Source organism: Pseudaquidulcibacter saccharophilus, assembly GCF_019455445.1.
Classification (GTDB): domain Bacteria; phylum Pseudomonadota; class Alphaproteobacteria; order Caulobacterales; family Aquidulcibacteraceae; genus Pseudaquidulcibacter; species Pseudaquidulcibacter saccharophilus.
This window is the reverse complement of sequence record NZ_JAHWUS010000003.1, coordinates 370,353-390,878: the sequence shown is the minus strand read 5'-3', so window position 1 is coordinate 390,878 and position 20,526 is coordinate 370,353. Positions and strand designations below refer to the sequence as shown.

Sequence of the window (20,526 nt, the reverse complement as noted above, 5' to 3'; positions counted from 1 at the left end):
TCTAATTGATATGTAAATAAAAATCGGAAACCACGCTTTTCGATTTTTATTTTCCTAATTTCCTAAAACCCTGAGTGAGCATTACGGAGTAATGCGAGGGTGGGGTTTTAAGTTCTAATGATGCGCAAGAACCGCCAACAATAGCAATGCCACAATGTTGGTGATTTTGATCATTGGGTTAACCGCAGGGCCCGCAGTATCTTTGTACGGGTCGCCAACAGTATCGCCGGTTACAGATGCTTTATGGGCTTCTGAACCTTTCATGTGTTTATTACCATCTTTATCAATGAAACCGTCTTCAAAAGATTTTTTGGCGTTATCCCATGCACCACCGCCAGATGTCATTGAAATCGCCACGAACAAGCCGGTAACGATAACACCAAGCAACATTGCACCAACCGCAGCAAGCGCATTTTCTTTGCCCGCAATTGTATTAATTGCAAAGAAAAGAACGATTGGCGAAAGCACTGGAAGCAATGACGGAACAATCATTTCACGGATTGCCGCTTTGGTAAGAATGTCCACAGCGCGACCATAATCAGGTTTTGCTTTACGCTCCATAATGCCAGGGATTTCTTTGAACTGGCGGCGAACTTCTTCTACCACCGCGCCCGCAGCACGACCCACAGCAGTCATAGACCAACCACCAAACAAATATGGTAACAAACCACCGATTAGAAGACCCGCAACCACATAAGGGCTTGAAAGGTCAAACATACCGTCAACCACAACACCGTCAAAGAATTTGAACTGTTGTGGGTTTTCCGCAAAGTGGCGAATATCTGCGGTATATGCCGCAAACAACACTAATGCACCAAGACCCGCAGAACCAATTGCATAGCCTTTGGTAACCGCCTTAGTAGTGTTACCAACCGCATCAAGCGCGTCAGTAGTTTTACGAACTTCTGGAGGCAATTCAGACATTTCGGCAATGCCGCCCGCATTATCAGTTACTGGACCAAATGCGTCCAAGGCAACGATAATACCCGCAACCGAAAGCATGGTTGTGGTTGCAATCGCCACACCAAATAGACCAGCAATAGTAAAGGTCGCAATCATACCAGCAACAATAACAAGCGCAGGAAGTGCGGTTGATTCCATAGAAACCGCCAAGCCTTGGATTACGTTTGTACCGTGACCAGAAATTGATGCCTGTGCCACTGATTTAACCGGCGCATATTCAGTACCAGTATAATATTCGGTAATCCAAACAATTGCCGCAGTAACGATAAGACCAACCATACCAGACAAGAAGATTTGTGTTGCACCAACGGAATGACCGTCAGAAGTGGTAAGCGCGGTTGGAACCATATATTGGGCAACAAAATAAAGACCGATTGCCGACAATACGCCCGCCGCAATCAAACCTTTGTAAAGTGCACCCATAATGTTACCGCTTTTACCAAGTTTCACAAAGAATGTACCGATAATAGAGGTAACAATCGCCATCGCCCCGATGCCAAGTGGCAATGCCATCATGACATCTGCACCAGCTTCGCGGAAGAAGATTGATGCCAAAACCATAGTTGCCACCAAAGTTACCGCATAGGTTTCAAAAAGGTCGGCCGCCATACCCGCACAGTCACCAACGTTGTCACCAACGTTATCAGCAATTGTCGCAGGGTTACGAGGGTCATCTTCTGGAATACCGGCTTCAACTTTACCAACCATGTCGCCGCCAACGTCAGCGCCTTTGGTAAAGATACCACCGCCAAGACGGGCAAAAATTGAAATCAAAGATGCACCAAAGCTTAGGGCAACCAATGAATCAACAACAACCCGTGATGTCACTTCGTTTTTCAATACAGAAACTAGGATATAGAAATAAGAAGAAACGCCCAAAAGTGCGAGACCAGCCACCAACATACCGGTAACAGCGCCGGATTTGAACGCAAGGTCAAGACCACCTGCTAGGCTGTGACGTGATGCTTCGGCGGTTCTGACATTGGCGCGAACTGAAACCAGCATGCCGATATAACCAGCAAGACCAGATAACACTGCCCCTAAAACAAAACCGACCGCAGTTAGCGGCCCGAATAAAACAAATAGAACAATTGCCAATACAACACCAACCACACCGATTGTAGTATATTGACGGTTAAGGTAGGCATTTGCGCCTTCTTGAATTGCTGCGGCAATTTCCTGCATACGCTCGGAACCCGCACTCTTTTTTAATACAGATTGGATTGTGACAAACCCATATACAATCGCCACGATGCCGGCAGCAATCGCAGCAATCACCCCAGTGACATTTGCACCCATTTTATCTCCTCACTTTTGATACATATTATAATTTTTTTGCTCCCAGCGAGGTAACTCTTTCACGTTTTTTTTAATTTTGCAATTGCATACATTCACTAACTACACTGATTACATTAGTGTAGCTGATAATAAATTGCTTGATTTATAAGGATTTTCGGCTAGCGCTTCATAAATTGCACGTCTAATACATCAATCCGCGTCACTTTGACGCCAATTAATGCACCGCCAACTGCTGGCAAAAATTTTCTACTAAAATCGGCTTTGTCGAAATAATTACTCGGATTGCGAAGCGGAATCGGATTTCGCGATGCTTCGCGTACAATCGCATCTTTGACCAACATCATATTATTTCGCAAAATATTTGCCCCCCTATCATCGGCAGAGGTAACGACAATTGTCATAAATACATAATTTGCAAGACGACGGCCATTGGCAATAGGAACAACGACACCAGGAATTTCAACGGTTAAGGGGTTCGACATGACCCCTTCTTTTTTCTCTTCTGCAAAAGTTACACTAGGTAACATACTGCCCAATGCGGCAATTGCAGATAATGTGATAAAGTTGCGTTTTGAAATTTCGTGTCCCATAAGATTATTTTACGTTATAAAGTAAATAAAATTCTTAAAAATCACCAATTTTATGTGAAAAAGACAGATTATTTCGTTCAAAATCAATTTCTTTGCCATTTGATAGCAATTTAAGGCCGCCACTTTGCGTAATTTTGCCGATTTTTGAAATTTTCAAATCAGATTTTAAAATAGCCACTTCATTTTCCACAGGTGAGGTAAATAAAATTTGATAATCATCGCCAAAACTAATTAGTTCCAACATTGATTTCAAACATATTGCGTATTGATCCGCCTCTTTTGAATATGGGATTTGTTCAAGAATTAATTCCGCACCCAAAGCGCCAAGCATTTTTTGCAAATCACCCAAAAGACCGTCTGACACATCCATTGCCGCATTGGCATATTGCGCGATTAGGTTTGCGGCGTGAATTGGCTGCACCTTTGGGCGTTTATAATGTTCAATACATTTGGGATAATTATCAGGGTTTAGATTGCCCAAAAGGCAATCAAGACCAATTTTTGCATCGCCAATAACACCTGTTACATAGATATCATCACCAATTTGTGCGCCATTTCGCAAAATTGGCTTTTCACCAATGGCTTCACCAATTAGCGATAGCGTAAGCACCATATTACCATTGGTTACCGTGGTATCACCGCCGATGATTGGGAAATCGCCATATAATGCCTTGGCTTCGGCAATGCCTTTCACCAGTGATTTAATGGCGAAATCATCCATTTGTCGTGGCAAGCAAAGGTTTAGAAAGCCGGCACGTGGCGTGGCCCCTTTGGCAATAATGTCTGAAACATTGACCATAATTAGTTTATAGCCAACATCCTGCTGGGCATCACTTGTAAGGAAATGTGTGCCTTCAACAATTGTGTCGGTTGTATAGATTGCAGGCTTTTCAAATGTCGGTAAAATTGCAATATCGTCGGTGAAACCAATGGCGTTTTCATCCCCGCCACTTAAAGGCTTAAGGATTTCGGCGATGATTACAAATTCATCCATTTTTCAAATTATGCTTGTTGCTCACGGGCGCTTGCTGCCCCCGTTTCATTAGCGATTTTTTCCAAAATCCCATTAACAAAACCGGCATTTTTTCCATCGCCAAAAGACGCAATGATTGATACATATTCATTGATGATAACCGCAACCGGAATATTCAAATAATTCATCAATTCATATACCGCAGTACGCAATACAGAACGGGCAATCGGATCAATACGTTCAAGCGTCCAATCTTTGGCAAGACGCTTTTCAATCTGCGCATCAAGCATAATCAAATCTTCAGACGCGCTTTTTACAAGTTTGCCAAAGAATTCGCGATTGGCAAAAAGTGGTGCGTCACCGCTTTCGTCACCATCATCCAAATCATAGCGATCTGAAATACGGTATTCGTTAAATTCGCGCACCACATAATCAACGGGTTTTGCAGTCAACTCTATTTGATAAAGTGCCTGAACCGCCGCAAGACGTGCGCCGCGTAATGCCTGAATTGATTTTGAAACTACTGGCTTAGAAGTCATTAAACGCCCCCTTTATCAAGACGTTTTTTAATTTCAATAACGGTTATCGCCGCAACCGCCGCCTCTTTACCTTTGTTCTTTTGAGTGCGTGATGCACGTGCCAAGGCTTGTGCCTCATTCTCAACGGTCAAGATACCATTACCGATTGCCAAACCCTGCACCGTCATATCCATAATTGCGCGCGCACTTTCGGTACAAACATGGACATAATGCGATGTTTCACCACGAATAACGCAGCCCAAAGCAACATAGCCGTCAAAGTTTCTGCCGGTTGGTTTATGGCCCGAACGCTCCGCCGCCGCAATAATAGCAGGAATTTCCAAAACCCCAGGGGCGCGGACAATATCAAAATTAGAGCCATACGCCTTGATAACTTCAGAGGCACCAGCAATTAGTTCATCCGCAATATGGCGATAATAATCACCAACAACAAGTAAGATATTTAGTGGGTCTTTGGACATAATTTAAACCTTTCACTTGTCTTTATTGCTTTTGTTACCAAAGCTCAACCATCTATCAACATATCGTGCCAGAGGGTCAATTTCTAGGTTGATTTTTCTGCCAATAAAAGATTGCGACATATTTGTTACCGCCCAAGTATGCGGTATTATGTTTAATGTAAAATTAGTATCACTTACATCATTTACCGTAAGCGAAATACCATCAAATGCAATGGATCCCTTTTTGGCAATCAATGGCATTAATTCTTTGGGGGCAGAGGCAATAATAACATGGCTTTCGGCATCATTTGTTATGCTTTCGATATAGCCAACACCATCAACATGGCCCGAAACAATATGGCCACCTAATTCATCGCCGATTTTCAAACTTGGTTCAAGATTGACTTTGTCACCAATTTTCCAATCGCCCAAAGTGGTTTTGGCAATGGTTTCACCGGAAATTTGCACTTTCCAATAATTTTGGGCGCCACTTACCTGCCCGGCCTCAATGATGGTTAGACAAGTTCCATTATGGCAAACCGATGCCCCAAGCGTTAAGGCAGACAATGGGATTTCACCATTAAAAGTAAAAATCCTATCGCCTTCAAGATTTTCGATATTTTTTAATTCGCCTTGGGCAACAATAATTCCGGTAAACACTATTTCTTAACCTCAAAAACGCGCAACAAGTCGCCGTCTAATTCAATTTGTTTTATTTGCGTCAATTTTATAACTTGTTCAAGGTTTTCAAAACCTAAATTGGCAAAAACATCAACCCCATCACCGCCAATAATTTTCGGCGCAAAAAACCAATATATATAATCAACCAAGCATTGTTTTAAAAAACTTGCCGCAAGCCTGCCGCCAGTTTCAAGCATTAGTTTTCGTAACCCCAAATTACCCAAAATTTCTAATGCTTGTGGGATTGATAACCCATATTCGTCACACCCAATACCATAAAGCTGCACATTATCCCCAAATCGATTTTCGCCATTCTGTGCAATATCTTTGTCAAAGAAAATAATTGTTTTTCCGCCAATGGCTTGATTTACAATATTATAGTCATTTGGTGTCTGAAGTTTGGAATCAAAAATAATTCGCGCCGGCATTTTTGCAGGCAAACAATCAACCCCACGTATATTAAGATTGGGATTGTCTTTTAAAACCGTTCCAATTCCGCAAATAATACCATCGGAATTTGCACGCAATGTTTGCACATCGGCACGCGATTTTTCATTGGTAATCCATTTGCTTTGCCCGTTTTTAAGCGCAATTTTACCGTCAAGTGACGTCGCCAGTTTAAGATAAATTTTTGGGCGCATTATTTAGCCAATTTAATTATTTTGCAGGCGTTTTATCCTGTTCAAGGACGTGTTTCAATTCATCTTCAATAAAACGATTAAAATCTTCTGGTTTAGAAAAATCACGATATACCGAAGCATAACGCACATAACCAACAGGATCGGTTTGCGCCAATGCCTTCATGACATATTCGCCCACAACCGTAGTTGAAAACTCACTCTCGCCAGTTTTTTCAAGTTCACGGCTAATGGAATTAATCAGCTTGTCGAGGGTTTCATCAGAAATTTCACGTTTTCTAAGGGCAATCGACAATGATTTATGAAGCTTGTCATAGGAAAAGACTTCTTTGGTTCCATCACGTTTGATAACTTTTAATTCGCGCATTTGCACGCGTTCAAACGTTGTGAAACGGGCATCACACTCCGGACACTGTCGGCGCCGTCTTATTGCCGCCCCGTCTTCTGTGGGGCGGCTATCTTTAACGATTGTATCAGTGCATTTACAAAACGGACAATGCAATTTTTATCCTATCAATAGATTGGGAATTTTTGGCAAAGTGCCTCAACTTCCTGCTTAACTTTCGCTTCAATAGCTTTATCACCTTCTGGTGAATTTACCAAGCCATCTAACACTTCAACGATTTTTTGACCGATGAATTTAAACTCATCTTTACCAAGCCCACGCGAAGTACCAGCAGGAGAACCCAAACGAATACCAGATGTAACAGTTGGCGGCGCAGAATCAAACGGCACACCATTTTTGTTACAAGTTAGATTTACACGACCAAGCGCGTTTTCAGCATCACGACCAGTTAGTGATTTAGGGCGCAAGTCAACCAAAACAACGTGGGTATCGGTGCCACCGGAAACCAAATCATAGCCACCTTCTTTGATGGTTGACGCAAGGATTGCCGCATTTTCAACCACATTTTTAGCATAGGTTTTGAATGATGGCTGCAACGCTTCACCAAATGCGACTGCTTTGGCGGCAATTACGTGCATCAATGGACCACCTTGGATACCTGGGAAGATTGCAGAATTGATTTTCTTGCCAATATCTAAATCATTTGAAAGCACCATACCGCCACGTGGACCACGAAGGGTTTTGTGGGTTGTTGTGGTTACAACATGTGCATATTCAAGCGGGTTGGCATGCGCACCACCGGCAACAAGACCAGCAAAGTGTGCCATATCAACCATGAAGAAAGCGCCAACTTCATCGGCAATCTCACGGAATTTTTTGAAATCAATTGTACGAGGATATGCAGAACCACCAGCAATAATAAGTTTTGGTTTTGCTTCTTTTGCGGTCTCAAGAACTTTGTCATAATCAATCAAATGATTATCTTCACGAACACCATAAGAAACAACATTAAACCATTTACCAGACTGGTTAACTTTTGAACCGTGGGTAAGGTGACCACCGGCCGCCAAATCAAGCCCCATAAAAGTATCACCAGGTTTTAATAGCGACATGAATACAGATTGGTTTGCTTGTGAACCTGAATGCGGCTGTACGTTTGCATATTGGGCATTGAACAATTGCTTTGCACGTTCGATGGCAATATTTTCAACAATATCAACACATTCGCAACCGCCATAATAGCGTTTACCCGGATAGCCTTCAGCATATTTATTAGTAAGAACCGAGCCTTGAGCCTCTAAAACTGCTTTTGAAACAATATTTTCAGATGCAATCAGCTCGATACCTTCTTGTTGGCGGTGTGCCTCTTGTTCGATTGCTGTGAAAATATCCTTATCTCTTTGCGCAAGATCCGCAGAGAAAAAACCGTTCAGTTCGTCTGAAATATATGATGACAATTTAACTATCCCCTGAAATTAACGTGGATTCGTGAAAACCCTCTCAGAACCATGTAAAAGGCACGCAGCCTTTGATACAAATCGCCCCTCTAATAGCGTTATAGCCAGAATAAACAAGATTTATTTTCGTTTTTCATTGTTTTTTGCAAACTTTTTCTAATTACCCTATTTACAGAATAAAAATTTGTTTTACATTCCGCCTCGATTAACGAATTGATTAATATATTAAATATTTAACTGATAATTATACTTGTTGGTAACTTATTTATGTCTTAGTCATTCAAGTCAAATAGAGAAGCTTATCTTTGTCGCAACACAAAATATGTGGGTGTGCAATTTTTTTATTGTATGCTGCGTTCAAGAACAGAAATATAATTAGATAAGATTTTTTCATATTTATGGGGTTAATGGATTTGGACTTCCTCCAAATCTATCGTGTATTTTGTTGAGGGAAATATGACAGAAACTAAAACAAACCAGAAACTGGAATTGTTGGACATGACGACGACCATCGTTGCCGCATATGTCGGCGCAAATCCTGTTTCAATGGATGCCATTCCTACGCTTATCGCATCAGTTAAAAAAGCGCTTAGCAGCGAATTAGATGTCGAAAGCGATAAAAGTGGTGATAAGTTAAAACCGGCAATAAGCATCAATAAATCTGTTACAGACGATTACATTATCTGCCTTGAAGATGGTAAAAAGCTTAAAATGTTGAAACGTTACCTACGTTCAAACTATGGCCTTAGCCCAGAAGATTATCGCAAGCGTTGGGGTTTGCCTGCTGATTATCCAATGGTTGCACCAAACTATGCTGAAAAACGTTCAAACTTTGCCAAGAAGATTGGCCTTGGGCGCGGTGTTCGCGGCAAATAATATTCAAAAAAGGGTGGCATTGCCACCCTTTTTTATTTCCTAATTTACTTTGGACCAAACTTCCTTGTCGCAGACACCGTCTCCGGCAACGCATCCTTTTATTTCAAGTTTGCTCTGATTTATTGTGACCGTTCCATTAAATGTCATGAAGCCAGGCATTGAAGGGTGCTTCATGCCCTTTCCTTTCCATACATTTGGGCCGGTGGTTTTCATACCGTGGCACATTTCAAAGCCGACCTTTTTGCCTTTGGTAATTTTGCAAAATAAGCCATTATTTACAACTTTTACCTCGACAATGTCGCCATTAGGACGCTTCCAATTTCCGGTTTCATCACCTGCGATTGCCGGAATGGCGAATAATAAAATAGCTGCTGCGGGGATAAGCATTTTTCTCATAGTCAAACCTCCATTAAAGCAATGGCCAAGGTTTGCCGAAACGTGAAAATCTCTCTTAGCCATGCATTGAACAGTCTTCAAATAGGCAGAAGGCTTGGTAATTTTTTAGCAAATGTTACAAGAATATTCTATTATTAGGATGCGTAAATATTGCTTTTTAAACACGGCAAATCGTCACACCTTTTATGGTATTAAACGCCCCGTTTTTCGAGCATCATAAGTAATTTTCTTTTGGCAAGTTCCATCTGGTGCCCACGTGCAGTATTCGCAGGAGTCGTTACCGCAACCTCAAGACCAGTCAAAGAATCGACCGCCCGAACTTGGGTATAATTACCAATGTTCACAAATTCAAAATAAAACTCGCGCCTATCATTCATAGACGCGAGCTTAACATAGATATTTCTTATTAAAAAGAATTATTTAAGCCGCCTTGGCAATTTTCAAACGACCAAAGGCTTCTGATACTTTGCGAACCAACTCATCGCACAATTCATCAGTGTGAAGTGGGGTTGGGGTAAAGCGCAATCTTTCCGTACCGCGTGGAACGGTTGGGAAATTAATCGGCTGCACATAAATATCATATTCTTCAAGCAACAAATCAGAAAGCTGTTTACATTTAACCGCATCGCCAACAAAAAGTGGCACGATATGGCTGGTTGAAGTTTCCATAATCGGAAGACCCGCATTGCGGAACGCATCTTTTAAATATTGTGCCTGACGTTGGTGCTGTGCGCGAAGCTCACGACCTTTTTCAGATTTCAAGATTTGCACGCTTTTCAAAACGCCCGCAGCCAGAACTGGTGCAAGTGAAGTTGTAAAGATGAAACCTGGCGCAAGAGAACGAATAGCATCAATAATGGTGGCGTTGGCAGTGATATAGCCCCCCATCACGCCAAACGCCTTTCCCATTGTGCCTTCAATAATATCAAAGCGGTGCATAAGGCCATCACGCTCGGCAACGCCGGCACCGTGTTCGCCATACATACCAACGGCATGAACCTCATCAAGATAGGTCATTGCGTTGAACTCATCCGCAAGATCCAAGAATTCTTTCATTGGCGACATGTCGCCATCCATTGAATAAACGCTTTCAAACGCAATCAATTTAGGTGCAGATTGCGGCGCTTTTTCAAGCAATGAACGCAAATGCGCAACATCATTATGGCGGAAAATACGTTTTTCACAGCCAGAACGACGAATACCTTCAATCATTGAAGCATGATTTGATTCATCAGAGAAAATAATACAGCCAGGAAGAATGCGGGCAATTGTTGCCAAGGTCGCATCATTTGAAACATAACCAGATGTAAACAACAATGCAGCTTCTTTTTGGTGAAGGTCCGCAAGTTCACGTTCTAACATAGTATGGTAATAGGTGTTACCAGAAATATTGCGGGTTCCGCCGGCACCAGAGCCAACATCATCAAGCGCCTCACGCATTGCATCAAGAACCTCATCATTCTGGCCCTGACCCAAATAATCATTTGAACACCAAACGATAATATCCTTTACGCCCGCGTCCGTATAATAACGCGCGTGTGGGAAATTACCTTTATAACGTCTGATATTGGTGAAAACGCGATACCGTCCTTCATCTTTGATTTCAGAAACAGCATTTGCAAAAGCGTTGTTATAATCCATACCTCATGGGGACTACGGTCCCCCTCCCCGCTAATTCAACATTTCTTTAGCATATAATAACAATGAAAAGAAATTACCTTGACGCAAAATGTCGCAGGTTAAAGCTTTAGCGCAATGCAGCTCTGTAAATAAAGGCTAATTTGCACCAAATTTGCCAAATAACAGACCTAAAGCAAGCTAAAAAAACGAAAACCCCCGTTCATCACGAGGGTTTTAAGTTTATTTTATTATTTTTGCAATCCGGCAACCAGAAAAGATTGCCGCATCGGTGTAAACATTAAATATCTTTAAAGTTTGAATTTTACCTGATCAGACCAGAAACGTTCCAATCGAAGTAAAGTTTTGTTGGATGCGCTAAGCGAATCCGCATCGATGCCCCCCACCGGTGTTACTGTATTCGCCTGACGGTTAAACATAACCTCAAGCTGTTCACGAACTGCATGGCCATTTTGTGTTAGACGTAATTTTAATTGGCGTTTGTCGTGATTTGATTTTTTGCTTTCGACATAATTAAGTTCGTGCAATTTTTTAAGATTGTAAGAAACGTTTGAACCAAGATAGCAACCTTTTGCGCGCAACTCGCCCGCAGACCATTCATCCGCACCAATATTATAAATCAATAGCGCTTGTACTGGGGTTAATTCCTCATGACCAGAACGGTCAAGTTCGTCTTTTACAACGTCCAAAAGCTGTCTATGCAAACGTTCAACCAACGCAAGCGATTCTTTATAAGTAGAAACTTGTTCAACCGCATCGGTTTTTTTAACTTCGTGTCCGCCGATATAGTCGCTTAAGAGAACCTCGCTCTTAATAGGGGTTGCCCCCAAAGATTTTACCACACCCATTTTATACCCCTGTCAATTTCTTCGACATTTATTATTTCATTGTTCTAGCAAAAAATGTCTAAAATCTATTTAAAGGGGCATTAACCTTTGACTAAGCATAGTTTTTATGAATGATAAATAAATCCTTACCCACCGGTTACTTTTGCAATAATACGTTTATTTTCAATGCACTAGATATCGAACAAGCACTATAAAACCACCAACAAACACAACAAGCGTTAAGGGGCGCATTAACCTTTAGGCCAAATTGCCATTAACTATGTTTCAATTCGGTACAAATTTTAATAAATTTTGAAGCAAATTTTTTCGATAAGTGAATAATTTTATTATATTTATTCACCCGTTTACTGCTTTTACTGCAATATCTGCAAAATCGCAGAAGAAACCATCAATTCCCACATCCAAAAATTGCTTAATTTCGGTCACTAAATCACCGTGATGGCGCAAATATAGTGGTGAAAGGCTGCTACCTTGGTGCAATTCATCGGCAAGGAAGTAGTTTTCGGCGCGGAATGTCCATGGATGAAGTTTAATTCCAAGTTCGTGGCAATCGGCAACCAATGTTGTTGGCGGCAATGATTTATTATTTTTATCACGCGGGATAATCATGGTTTTTTCAGGACCAATACCATAGGCATAGGTGGCAATTTCTTTTAGACCATCAGGGGAAATCATTTGGTGATAAGTTGTTGTGAAACCGCTTTGGTTATCCCACGGCCCACCCTCTGCGGACATAAGCTGGATTAGTTTTACCTTTGTCTTTTTGCCAAGGCGTTTTAAATTCTCAACCTCAAAGCTTTGGATAAAGATTGGTGCATCGGCGCTATTTAATCCAAACTTATCGATAAGCGATAATAAGGGTTCATCAAAATCAAGATTCTGGGTTAAAAAATATGATGGATGCTTGGTTTCAGGGTAAACGCCAATTTCGCGCCCATTTTCATTTGATGCTTTTTCACGAAGCTCCAAAATTTCTTCAAAGGTTGGGATTGCAAACTGCCCGTCATATTTTGTGTTTTGCGGGCGCAATTGCGGTAATCTTTCTTTGCAACGCAATGTCTTGATTTCTGCAAGGGTGAAATCTTCGGTGAACCAACCTGTTAGCTTTTCACCATCAATAGTTTTTGAGGTTTTACGATTTGCAAATTCGGGTTTTTCGGCAACATCTGTGGTGTCGCTAATATTGTTTTCGTGGCGGCAAATTAAGTGACCATCTTTAGTAAAAACCAAATCAGGCTCGATAAAATCGGCGCCCATTTTAATTGCCAATTCATAAGACGCAATCGTATGTTCGGGGCGATAACCAGATGCACCACGGTGTGCAATGATAATTGGTTTTTTATAATTGATTTTTTGCACCACTTTACTTCCCCCATCTGCTTTTGCGGCATCGTTAACGCCCGCCATTGCAACAATCGCCAAAGAATGCGTAATTAACTGTCTTTTTGTAAGTTTCATATTGAATTCTTTTCGAGAATGTTACAACATTTTATAATTAATAAACGAATGGATAATAAATGAAAACCATATCATCATTTCTACTTGGCGTAACCTGTGCCAGCCTTGTATCGGGGGCGGCATTTGCACAATCAAGCAATTCAAACAAATTCTTGGCATCAAAACAATTCGGCGAAGCTACCAAATATTTGGCAGAAGATTTTGACAATATTGTAAAAGAAACCATCAATTTAACAGAAATTCCTGCGCCGCCATTTAAAGAAACTGAACGTGGTAAATATTTCCAAACGCTTTTGCAAAGCGCCGGCCTAGAAGATGTTGAAACCGATGCGGTTGGTAATGTTATGGGGCTTTATAAAGGCAAAAAACATGACAAGGTTTTGGTGGTTGCCGCCCACCTTGATACGGTTTTCCCTGCCGGTACTGATGTTAAGGTAAAAATTGATGGCAATAAATACAAGGCCCCCGGCATTGGTGACGATACCGTAAGCCTTGCGGTAATGGTATCATTAATCAAGGCAATCAAGGCCAGTGGTATTCAAACCCAATACGATATTCTTTTTGTCGGCAATGTTGGCGAAGAAGGCCCTGGCAATTTGCGCGGCACAAAATACCTATTTAATGAGGGAAAATATAAAGGGAAAATCAAATCCTTTATTTCGCTTGAACCCGGTGCCGCGGGCGATATTACCGATGCGGGCATTGGTTCAAAACGCTATAAAGTTGATTTCAATGGCCCGGGTGGCCATTCGTTCGGCGATTTTGGCATCGTTAGCCCGGCCTATGCAATGGCGGACGCAATTACCAAATTTACCGAATATCCCAATGAGTTAAAAAACCAAACCACATATAATGTCGGCATTGTCGAAGGTGGCACATCGGTTAACTCAATCCCATTCAAAGTTTCAATGACGGTTGATATGCGCTCGGCCTCTGCTGATGATCTTAAACAACTTGATGATTATTTTGTTTCCGTCCTTCCCAAGGCGGTAGAGAATGAAAATTCAAAACGCAGCACTCGCAAGGGCGAAATTTCATACAAGGCCAATATAATTGGTGAAAGGCCGGTTGGTAAAACCGCACACGATACCGAAATTTTCAAAATCACCGAAGGTGTTTATAAAAAATTTGGTTATCCGCTTACCACTTCGGCAAGTTCAACCGATTCCAACGTGCCAATGTCATTGGGCATCCCTGCCCTTACCCTTGGTTCAGGTATCGAAAGCTTTAATGCCCACTCACCAGACGAATATTTGGTGATTGAAAAAGAAAAGAACTTAAAGGCAATTGCGGCAAATCTGGCAATTGTGGTTTTGAACGCGAATTAAAATAATGCCTTTCTGCTTCCCCACAAGGGTGAAGCAGCCCCCTCCAACTTGCTTCGCAGCCACCTCCCCCGCTAACGCAGGGGAGGACAAAAATTGCGCCCATGATCCCCTGTTTACGGGGGAGCTGTCACGATTTATCGTGACAGAGGTGGCAAATCCTTAATCCATCTATCCCCACCTGAATAAATGCCATTAATATTCATGCGTAGTTAGTTTGGCTGAATTAATTAGTGCGGTTTTGGTATATCAGGAAATGTCAGGTTTTTTGGCGGTGTTAAATTTGGTGGATGTCAACAAATGTCAACATTTTGGCGGATCGCATAAAAAAGGTCACGAAATAAACATAATGCATTGATTAATAATGATTTAGCTTAAAATATGCATTGTTACAAATTGTTAAAAACGCTTAAAATTATAGGCAAAATGATTGTATGGTTTGAATTACACAATTTGGGGGCAAATTTGGATTATAAATTTATGTTGACATATCATAAAAAAAGTTGCGGTCGGGCAACAAAAGTTCTAATCGCACTTTATCTTTAAAAGGCAATTTATATGACCCAATACTTCCCTGATTTTCGCCCTCGTCGTACACGTTCACAAGATTGGTCACGCCGTTTGGTGCGTGAAAAAACCTTAACGCGGGATGATTTAATCCTTTCGTTGATTGTACATGATGGGGAAGATGCACCACAACCAATTCCATCAATGCCGGGCATATCCCGCCATTCATTAAAAGGTGCGGTTGAACAGGCAAAAATCGCGGCTGATTTGGGCATTCCTATGATTTCGGTTTTCCCACACATTAATCCCGCAAAAAAAGATGAATTGGGAACAGAGGCATTCAATCCAGATGGGCTTATCCCGCAATTCATCGCCGAAGTTAAGGCAAAAGTGCCAAATATTGGGGTTATGTGCGATGTCGCACTCGATACCTATACCTCACACGGTCATGACGGTTTAATTGATGAAACCGGATACATGCTTAATGACGAAACCACCGAGGCATTGGTTAAACAGGCACTAGCCCAAGCCGAGGCCGGTGTGGATGTGGTTGGCCCATCCGATATGTGTGATGGCCGTATTGGTGCAATCCGCCAAGCATTAGAAGAGAATGATTTTATCAACACCAAAATCATGGCCTATGCCGCAAAATATGCGTCTGGCTTCTATGGTCCTTATCGTGATGCCGTTGGTTCAAAAGGTGCCTTAAAGGGCGATAAAAAGACCTATCAAATGGATCCACTTAATAGTGATGAGGCATTGATAGAAGTGGCAATGGACATTGAAGAAGGCGCAGATATGCTTTTGGTAAAACCTGGCTTGCCTTATATTGATGTTTTACGCCGCATTAAAGACGAATTCAAAATGCCAACTTTTGCATTCCAAGTTTCAGGTGAATACGCAATGTTGGAGGCGGCGATTGCCAATGGCTGGCTTGATGGTGAACGCGTGCGCATGGAGGCATTACAATGCTTTAAACGTGCGGGTGCAGATGGCATTATAACTTATTGGGCTATTGAGGCCGCAAAAAGACTTGGTGCGTAAGGTTTTACATGAAGAAAATCATCTTTTTAACCAGTGCAATTATTTTATCTGGCTGTCAAAGCCCAAATATCGAGGCGGCAAAACCAATGGAACAACAACCAAACATTGGCGGGCCAATTGTTGGCGGTGATAGTGATGCGCATGGCTGCAAAGCCTCTGCGGGTTATACATGGTCCAACACGCGGAATACTTGTGTCAGGGTTTGGGAAGTTGGCATCAGGTTAAAGCCAGTAAATACCTCAAGCACCTATGATTACATCATAATTCGCAATGGTAATGATGGCCCGATTGAGGTATTTGGCGAAGGTTTTAATGCAACCGTATTTAATGGCAAAAACCCGATGTGGTATGATGATAATAAACAACATATCATAAGAATTATGACACCAATTACCGGAAAACAGGTTTTGGTTCTTTGCAAAATCGAAGCAAACGGTAACGAAGTTGCAATCGCACAAACAGAGCTTGATTAATTTTTGCTGCAAAAGTGGGTTTTAAAAACCTAAACTTAACTAATTCATTGCATATTGCCCATAATTCAGGGAATTAATATGTCAGCAAATAGTAATCGACCGATTATTATCAAAAAGGTTAAAAAGGTTGCGGGCGGTCACCATGGTGGCGCGTGGAAAGTTGCGTATGCCGACTTTGTGACCGCGATGATGGCTTTCTTCCTTTTGATGTGGTTGATTAACACAACTTCACCTGAGCAAAAACGCGGTATCGCCGATTATTTTGCCCCTGCTTCACTTTCGGCTACAACATCTGGCGCCGGTGGTATTCTTGCGGGTACTGCGCTTGGTGAATCGGGCGCAATGCAACAAGGTTCAACAGCTGTGACTGATGACAAGGCAACACCTAATGCCAATGGTGAAACCTCTGGCTCAACTGGTGAAGATTCCGAGGCATCACAACAAGAAAGCGCTGATTTCCAGCAAGCGGAAATTTCACTGCGCCAAGCATTACAAGATTTACCAGAGCTGGCACAGCTTTCAAACAATATTATTGTTGACCAAACCAAAGAAGGTCTGCGCATTCAATTGGTTGACCAAGAAGGCCGCCCAATGTTTGAACCAGGCTCAACCGAACCAAATGACCGCGCCAAGGTTTTGCTACGCGCCGCATCACGGGTAATTATGCAATTGCCAAACCAGATTATTATTTATGGTCATACTGATGCCTCCCCTAATAATGACCCTAATAATTCAAATTGGGAAATTTCAACTGCACGCGCCAACGCCGCCCGCAGGGTTTTAGAATCGACAGGCATTCCTGATGAGCGCGTTTCACAAATCGCTGGCAAAGCGGGTACAGAGCCATTGTTTCCAGATGATCCGTACCAACCTGCAAACCGCCGCATTGCCATCGTATTAAAACGAGCATCACCGCCATTGCCGGGTAACCCATCACTATAAAATAATATATTGATTTCTTATGCGTTTAATGCGTAATATGCTGTCAAAAAGAAGCATAGAATGACCACAGGTGAGAATAGTTTTTTTGGCATTGGCGCCGGAACGAATATTAAATTTTATCTTACCACGCCCCAAATATGTCCCTATCTTGGCGACAGGTTGGAGCGTAAGATTTTTACGACATTAAACGACCTTAATGCCAATGCCCTTAATGAAGCGCTTACCCATGCGGGTTTCAGGCGCTCGCAAAATATTGCTTATCGTCCATCTTGTGACATGTGCTCGAAATGCGTTTCGGTTCGTGTAATCGCGAATGATTTTGTTTTTGATAAAAAGTGGCGACGCATTATCGAAAAAAACAAAATGCTTGTTGCCACTGAGTGTCTGCCTATCGCAACCGAAGAACGCTATGAACTTCTAACCAAATATCTTGACACCCGTCACCTTAACCAAGGTATGTCAGGCATGAATGGCGATGATTTTATCGCTATGCTTGAGGAATGTGTCGAAAGCACAAGGGTTTATGACTATCGCCTTGCCGCCGATTGTGAAATGGGTAAAAAAGGGCAATTAATTGCCTGCTGCTTGATTGATGAATTAAGCGATGGTCGTTCACTGGTTTATTCATTTTTCGACCCAGACTATAAGAAACAATCTTTGGGCAGCTTTATAATCCTTGATCAAATTATCCAAACCCGCATTGCGCGCAAGCCATATGTTTATCTTGGCTATCTAATCGATGGCTGTGATAAAATGGAATACAAAGCCCGCTTTAAACCACTTGAGGCATTGGGACTACAAGGTTGGGGCAAGATTTAACAAATCTCAAACATGGTTAATATTTATTAACCAAATCAGCAAATACTGATTCCGTAAAAGAAGTTTCCTTTATTTACGGGGGTTTTAATGCGACTAAAGAATTTAGTTACACTTGCAATAATCAGCAGCGCGGCAATTGCAACCAATGCAATGGCAGACGGCTATTCATCGCCTTGGATTTTTTCATCATCAATCGGCACAGAAGTAAGCGCCCAAGGTACTGTCGTTAATGACGGCATCGGAACCGCCACCGACCTAAGTGCATATAATGCGGCATATACTTCAAGCATCGTACAAATGCGCGGTCGTAAATATGATGATATGTATAAAACCAATATTCATACATCATTCGAAGTTCGCTATGCGCTTTCAAACCTTACCGAAGTATTTGGCTCGATTGGTTATACCAATGCCTCTGCCAAAGATAATGTGCAAATGGGTTGTTTAGTAAGCGTTGCGGCAAGTGGTGTTTGCGATACCAACCTAACCGGAAGCGCTAACGATCTTGAACAGTATATGCTCGAACTTGGCTGGCGTCAGTGGTTTGGTGGTAATTGGGTTAAAAACCCAATCAAGCCATATTACGCGGTTCATGGCGGCGTGGTTTACACCAAAGAAGTTTCAGTTGATATGAAAGCGGGCGCAAACTCACTTGGCAAAATGAAGCTATTTGATGATGGCGTAACCTATACTGCCGGCGCTGATTTGGGTGCATCATATACCTTATCTGATAGCATGGAACTAGCGGCAGAAGTTGGTGTACGATATAATTCACCGCTTAAGAAAAATAGCGCGAATAATTGTACTTACGGCGTTTGCGGAACCAATGACGTTAAGGGTCAGGTTACAATTCCAATCGCGGTTCGCCTTAATACTGTATTCTAATTTTGAAACCCACCAAATTAAAAAACCGCCAAAGCAATTTGGCGGTTTTTTTGTATTTAAGCACTATAATTTGGATAATCCAAATCAAATTGTTTCAAAGTCTTTTTGGAAACAAGGCGCCGCCATTTTTCATATAGTTTCACCTTAGCCCACGATAAATCAAGCATTTCTGGGCGCGCCAATATACAATTGAATTTACGGTGATGGTCGGTGGTAAAAAATGTGTCGCTATCTGCCTCAAGCAGGAATTCATTTTCTTCTGGCGCAAAACTAAAAACTGGGGAATCGTATTTTGCATTCCAAAACAAGATTATTTTTTTATTCACTTTGAACGAAACACTGTCCCACGACATCCCTTCCGAAACATCGGGCAAAGACAATAAAAATTGACGTATATCGTTTAATGTAACCATCTTTATAAAATATCATGCAATAGGTTTTTATCAATCGATTTAATTTGACAAGTAATCTCGAAATTTTTACAAATATCTGACAACTATCAGGGGATTAAAATGGAAATAAATTTAAATGGAAAAACCGCATTAGTTACCGGCTCTACCAAAGGCATAGGCTTTGCAATTGCCAAATCATTGGCAAACTCTGGTGCAAAGGTAATAATCAACGGCCGTACAGATGATGCCGCCAATAAGGCAAAGGCAGAAATTTTGGCATCTAACCCAAATGCAAATATTGAGACAGCACCATTTGATCTTGCATCGCCAAAAGGCGCACAAGAATTATTCACGGCATTTCCAGATATTGATATTTTGGTCAATAATTTGGGGATTTATGGCACAATTCCCTTTACCGAAATTTCCGATGATGATTGGATGAATATTTTAAATGTAAATGTGGTTTCGGGTGCGCGCCTATCGCGTTTTTACCTCCCTAAAATGATGGAAAAGAATTGGGGGCGGATTATCTTTATTTCCTCGGAATCTGCGATAAACATCCCTGACGATATGGTACATTATGGTACTTCAAAAGCTGCGATGCAGGGGCTTGCACGTGGGATTGCCAAAGTTGCCAAAGGTTCCGGTGTTACTTGTAACACAATCCTGCCTGGCCCAACCATGACAGAAGGTGTTGCAGAATTCCTACAGAATGTAATGGGTGGCGATGGAAAATCACTTGATGAATTGGGTCGTGAATTTGTGGCAAAACACCGCCCAAGCTCTTTAACCGGGCGATTTGCTGATCCACAAGAAGTTGCAAATCTTGTTACCTATGTCGCCTCCCCCCTATCGTCCTCGACCACTGGCGCGGCATTAAGGGTTGAAGGCGGCATAGTTGAAAGTTTGATTTAACCGGATATCCGTTTTGATTGTCGCCCCGAAACGGGCTTGCCTTTTGACTTTACTGCAATCGGCTGGCTAGTTTTCGGGGCGT

23 protein-coding genes are annotated in these 20,526 nt (G+C 41.9%); 8 read left to right on the top strand and 15 right to left on the bottom strand.

The window, feature by feature from the left end:
• Positions 1-114 precede the first annotated feature (114 nt).
• From KXV15_RS10395 to glyA, 9 genes are all read right to left on the bottom strand, one after another.
• Positions 115-2,262 carry a sodium-translocating pyrophosphatase gene (locus KXV15_RS10395; protein ID WP_240008119.1) on the bottom strand — a complete coding sequence of 716 codons (2,148 nt, stop codon included), beginning with the start codon at positions 2,260-2,262 and terminating at the stop codon, positions 115-117.
• 158 nt (positions 2,263-2,420) lie between these two features.
• Entirely contained in the window at positions 2,421-2,852 is a 432-nt protein-coding gene (locus KXV15_RS10390; protein ID WP_240008118.1) for a hypothetical protein, read from the bottom strand.
• 34 nt (positions 2,853-2,886) lie between these two features.
• Positions 2,887-3,846 (bottom strand): thiamine-phosphate kinase, encoded by a 960-nt coding sequence (gene thiL, locus KXV15_RS10385; RefSeq protein WP_240008117.1) that lies wholly within the window; start codon positions 3,844-3,846, stop codon positions 2,887-2,889.
• A gap of 8 nt (positions 3,847-3,854) precedes the next feature.
• Positions 3,855-4,364, bottom strand: coding sequence for a transcription antitermination factor NusB (nusB, locus tag KXV15_RS10380; protein ID WP_240008116.1), 510 nt, complete (start codon positions 4,362-4,364; stop codon positions 3,855-3,857).
• A complete protein-coding gene (gene ribH, locus KXV15_RS10375; protein WP_240008115.1) occupies positions 4,364-4,825 on the bottom strand; it encodes a 6,7-dimethyl-8-ribityllumazine synthase in 462 nt (153 codons plus the stop codon). Before ribH ends, nusB begins: the two co-directional genes overlap by 1 nt.
• Before the next feature lie 12 nt (positions 4,826-4,837).
• Entirely contained in the window at positions 4,838-5,464 is a 627-nt protein-coding gene (locus tag KXV15_RS10370) for a riboflavin synthase (protein WP_240008114.1), read from the bottom strand.
• Entirely contained in the window at positions 5,464-6,126 is a 663-nt protein-coding gene (locus KXV15_RS10365) for a RibD family protein (RefSeq protein WP_240008113.1), read from the bottom strand. Before KXV15_RS10365 ends, KXV15_RS10370 begins: the two co-directional genes overlap by 1 nt.
• Before the next feature lie 16 nt (positions 6,127-6,142).
• The gene (nrdR, locus tag KXV15_RS10360) at positions 6,143-6,625 is read right to left on the bottom strand and encodes a transcriptional regulator NrdR (RefSeq protein ID WP_240008112.1); all 483 of its coding nucleotides are present in this window, start codon (positions 6,623-6,625) and stop codon (positions 6,143-6,145) included.
• A gap of 11 nt (positions 6,626-6,636) precedes the next feature.
• The gene (glyA, locus tag KXV15_RS10355; RefSeq protein WP_275671605.1) at positions 6,637-7,926 is read right to left on the bottom strand and encodes a serine hydroxymethyltransferase; all 1,290 of its coding nucleotides are present in this window, start codon (positions 7,924-7,926) and stop codon (positions 6,637-6,639) included.
• Positions 7,927-8,382: 456 nt separating this feature from the next.
• Here glyA and KXV15_RS10350 point away from each other — a divergent pair, with 456 nt between their 5' ends.
• Positions 8,383-8,802, top strand: coding sequence for a Ros/MucR family transcriptional regulator (locus KXV15_RS10350; protein ID WP_240008111.1), 420 nt, complete (start codon positions 8,383-8,385; stop codon positions 8,800-8,802).
• Positions 8,803-8,841: 39 nt separating this feature from the next.
• Here KXV15_RS10350 and KXV15_RS10345 read toward each other — a convergent pair whose 3' ends face one another.
• From KXV15_RS10345 to KXV15_RS10325, 5 genes are all read right to left on the bottom strand, one after another.
• Entirely contained in the window at positions 8,842-9,198 is a 357-nt protein-coding gene (locus KXV15_RS10345) for a DUF2147 domain-containing protein (protein ID WP_240008110.1), read from the bottom strand.
• Positions 9,199-9,389: 191 nt separating this feature from the next.
• Positions 9,390-9,575 (bottom strand): DUF6898 family protein, encoded by a 186-nt coding sequence (locus KXV15_RS10340; protein WP_240008109.1) that lies wholly within the window; start codon positions 9,573-9,575, stop codon positions 9,390-9,392.
• 43 nt (positions 9,576-9,618) lie between these two features.
• A complete protein-coding gene (gene hemA / locus KXV15_RS10335) occupies positions 9,619-10,839 on the bottom strand; it encodes a 5-aminolevulinate synthase (RefSeq protein WP_240008108.1) in 1,221 nt (406 codons plus the stop codon).
• Positions 10,840-11,126: 287 nt separating this feature from the next.
• Positions 11,127-11,684, bottom strand: a complete 558-nt coding sequence (locus KXV15_RS10330) for a MarR family winged helix-turn-helix transcriptional regulator (protein ID WP_240008107.1) — start codon at positions 11,682-11,684, stop codon at positions 11,127-11,129.
• Positions 11,685-12,020: 336 nt separating this feature from the next.
• The gene (locus KXV15_RS10325; protein ID WP_240008106.1) at positions 12,021-13,142 is read right to left on the bottom strand and encodes a glycerophosphodiester phosphodiesterase; all 1,122 of its coding nucleotides are present in this window, start codon (positions 13,140-13,142) and stop codon (positions 12,021-12,023) included.
• 59 nt (positions 13,143-13,201) lie between these two features.
• On the opposite strand from KXV15_RS10325, the gene KXV15_RS10320 reads away from it, so the two are divergent.
• The 6 genes from KXV15_RS10320 (at position 13,202) to KXV15_RS10295 (ending at position 19,137) form a co-directional block, all read left to right on the top strand.
• Positions 13,202-14,470, top strand: a complete 1,269-nt coding sequence (locus KXV15_RS10320; protein ID WP_240008105.1) for a M20/M25/M40 family metallo-hydrolase — start codon at positions 13,202-13,204, stop codon at positions 14,468-14,470.
• A gap of 555 nt (positions 14,471-15,025) precedes the next feature.
• Complete coding sequence (gene hemB / locus KXV15_RS10315) at positions 15,026-16,018, top strand: porphobilinogen synthase (RefSeq protein ID WP_240008104.1); 993 nt, start codon at positions 15,026-15,028, stop codon at positions 16,016-16,018.
• A gap of 8 nt (positions 16,019-16,026) precedes the next feature.
• Positions 16,027-16,491, top strand: coding sequence for a hypothetical protein (locus KXV15_RS10310; RefSeq protein ID WP_240008103.1), 465 nt, complete (start codon positions 16,027-16,029; stop codon positions 16,489-16,491).
• A gap of 78 nt (positions 16,492-16,569) precedes the next feature.
• On the top strand, positions 16,570-17,433 hold the full coding sequence (locus KXV15_RS10305) for a flagellar motor protein MotB (RefSeq protein ID WP_240008102.1): 864 nt from the start codon (positions 16,570-16,572) through the stop codon (positions 17,431-17,433).
• Positions 17,434-17,493: 60 nt separating this feature from the next.
• Positions 17,494-18,252, top strand: coding sequence for an arginyltransferase (locus KXV15_RS10300; protein WP_240008101.1), 759 nt, complete (start codon positions 17,494-17,496; stop codon positions 18,250-18,252).
• Between the two features lie 87 nt (positions 18,253-18,339).
• On the top strand, positions 18,340-19,137 hold the full coding sequence (locus KXV15_RS10295) for a hypothetical protein (protein ID WP_240008100.1): 798 nt from the start codon (positions 18,340-18,342) through the stop codon (positions 19,135-19,137).
• Between the two features lie 56 nt (positions 19,138-19,193).
• Here KXV15_RS10295 and KXV15_RS10290 read toward each other — a convergent pair whose 3' ends face one another.
• Positions 19,194-19,550, bottom strand: coding sequence for an MmcQ/YjbR family DNA-binding protein (locus KXV15_RS10290; protein WP_240008099.1), 357 nt, complete (start codon positions 19,548-19,550; stop codon positions 19,194-19,196).
• 99 nt (positions 19,551-19,649) lie between these two features.
• Between KXV15_RS10290 and KXV15_RS10285 the strand changes: the two genes are divergently transcribed.
• Positions 19,650-20,444, top strand: coding sequence for an SDR family NAD(P)-dependent oxidoreductase (locus tag KXV15_RS10285; protein ID WP_240008098.1), 795 nt, complete (start codon positions 19,650-19,652; stop codon positions 20,442-20,444).
• Positions 20,445-20,526 lie beyond the last annotated feature (82 nt).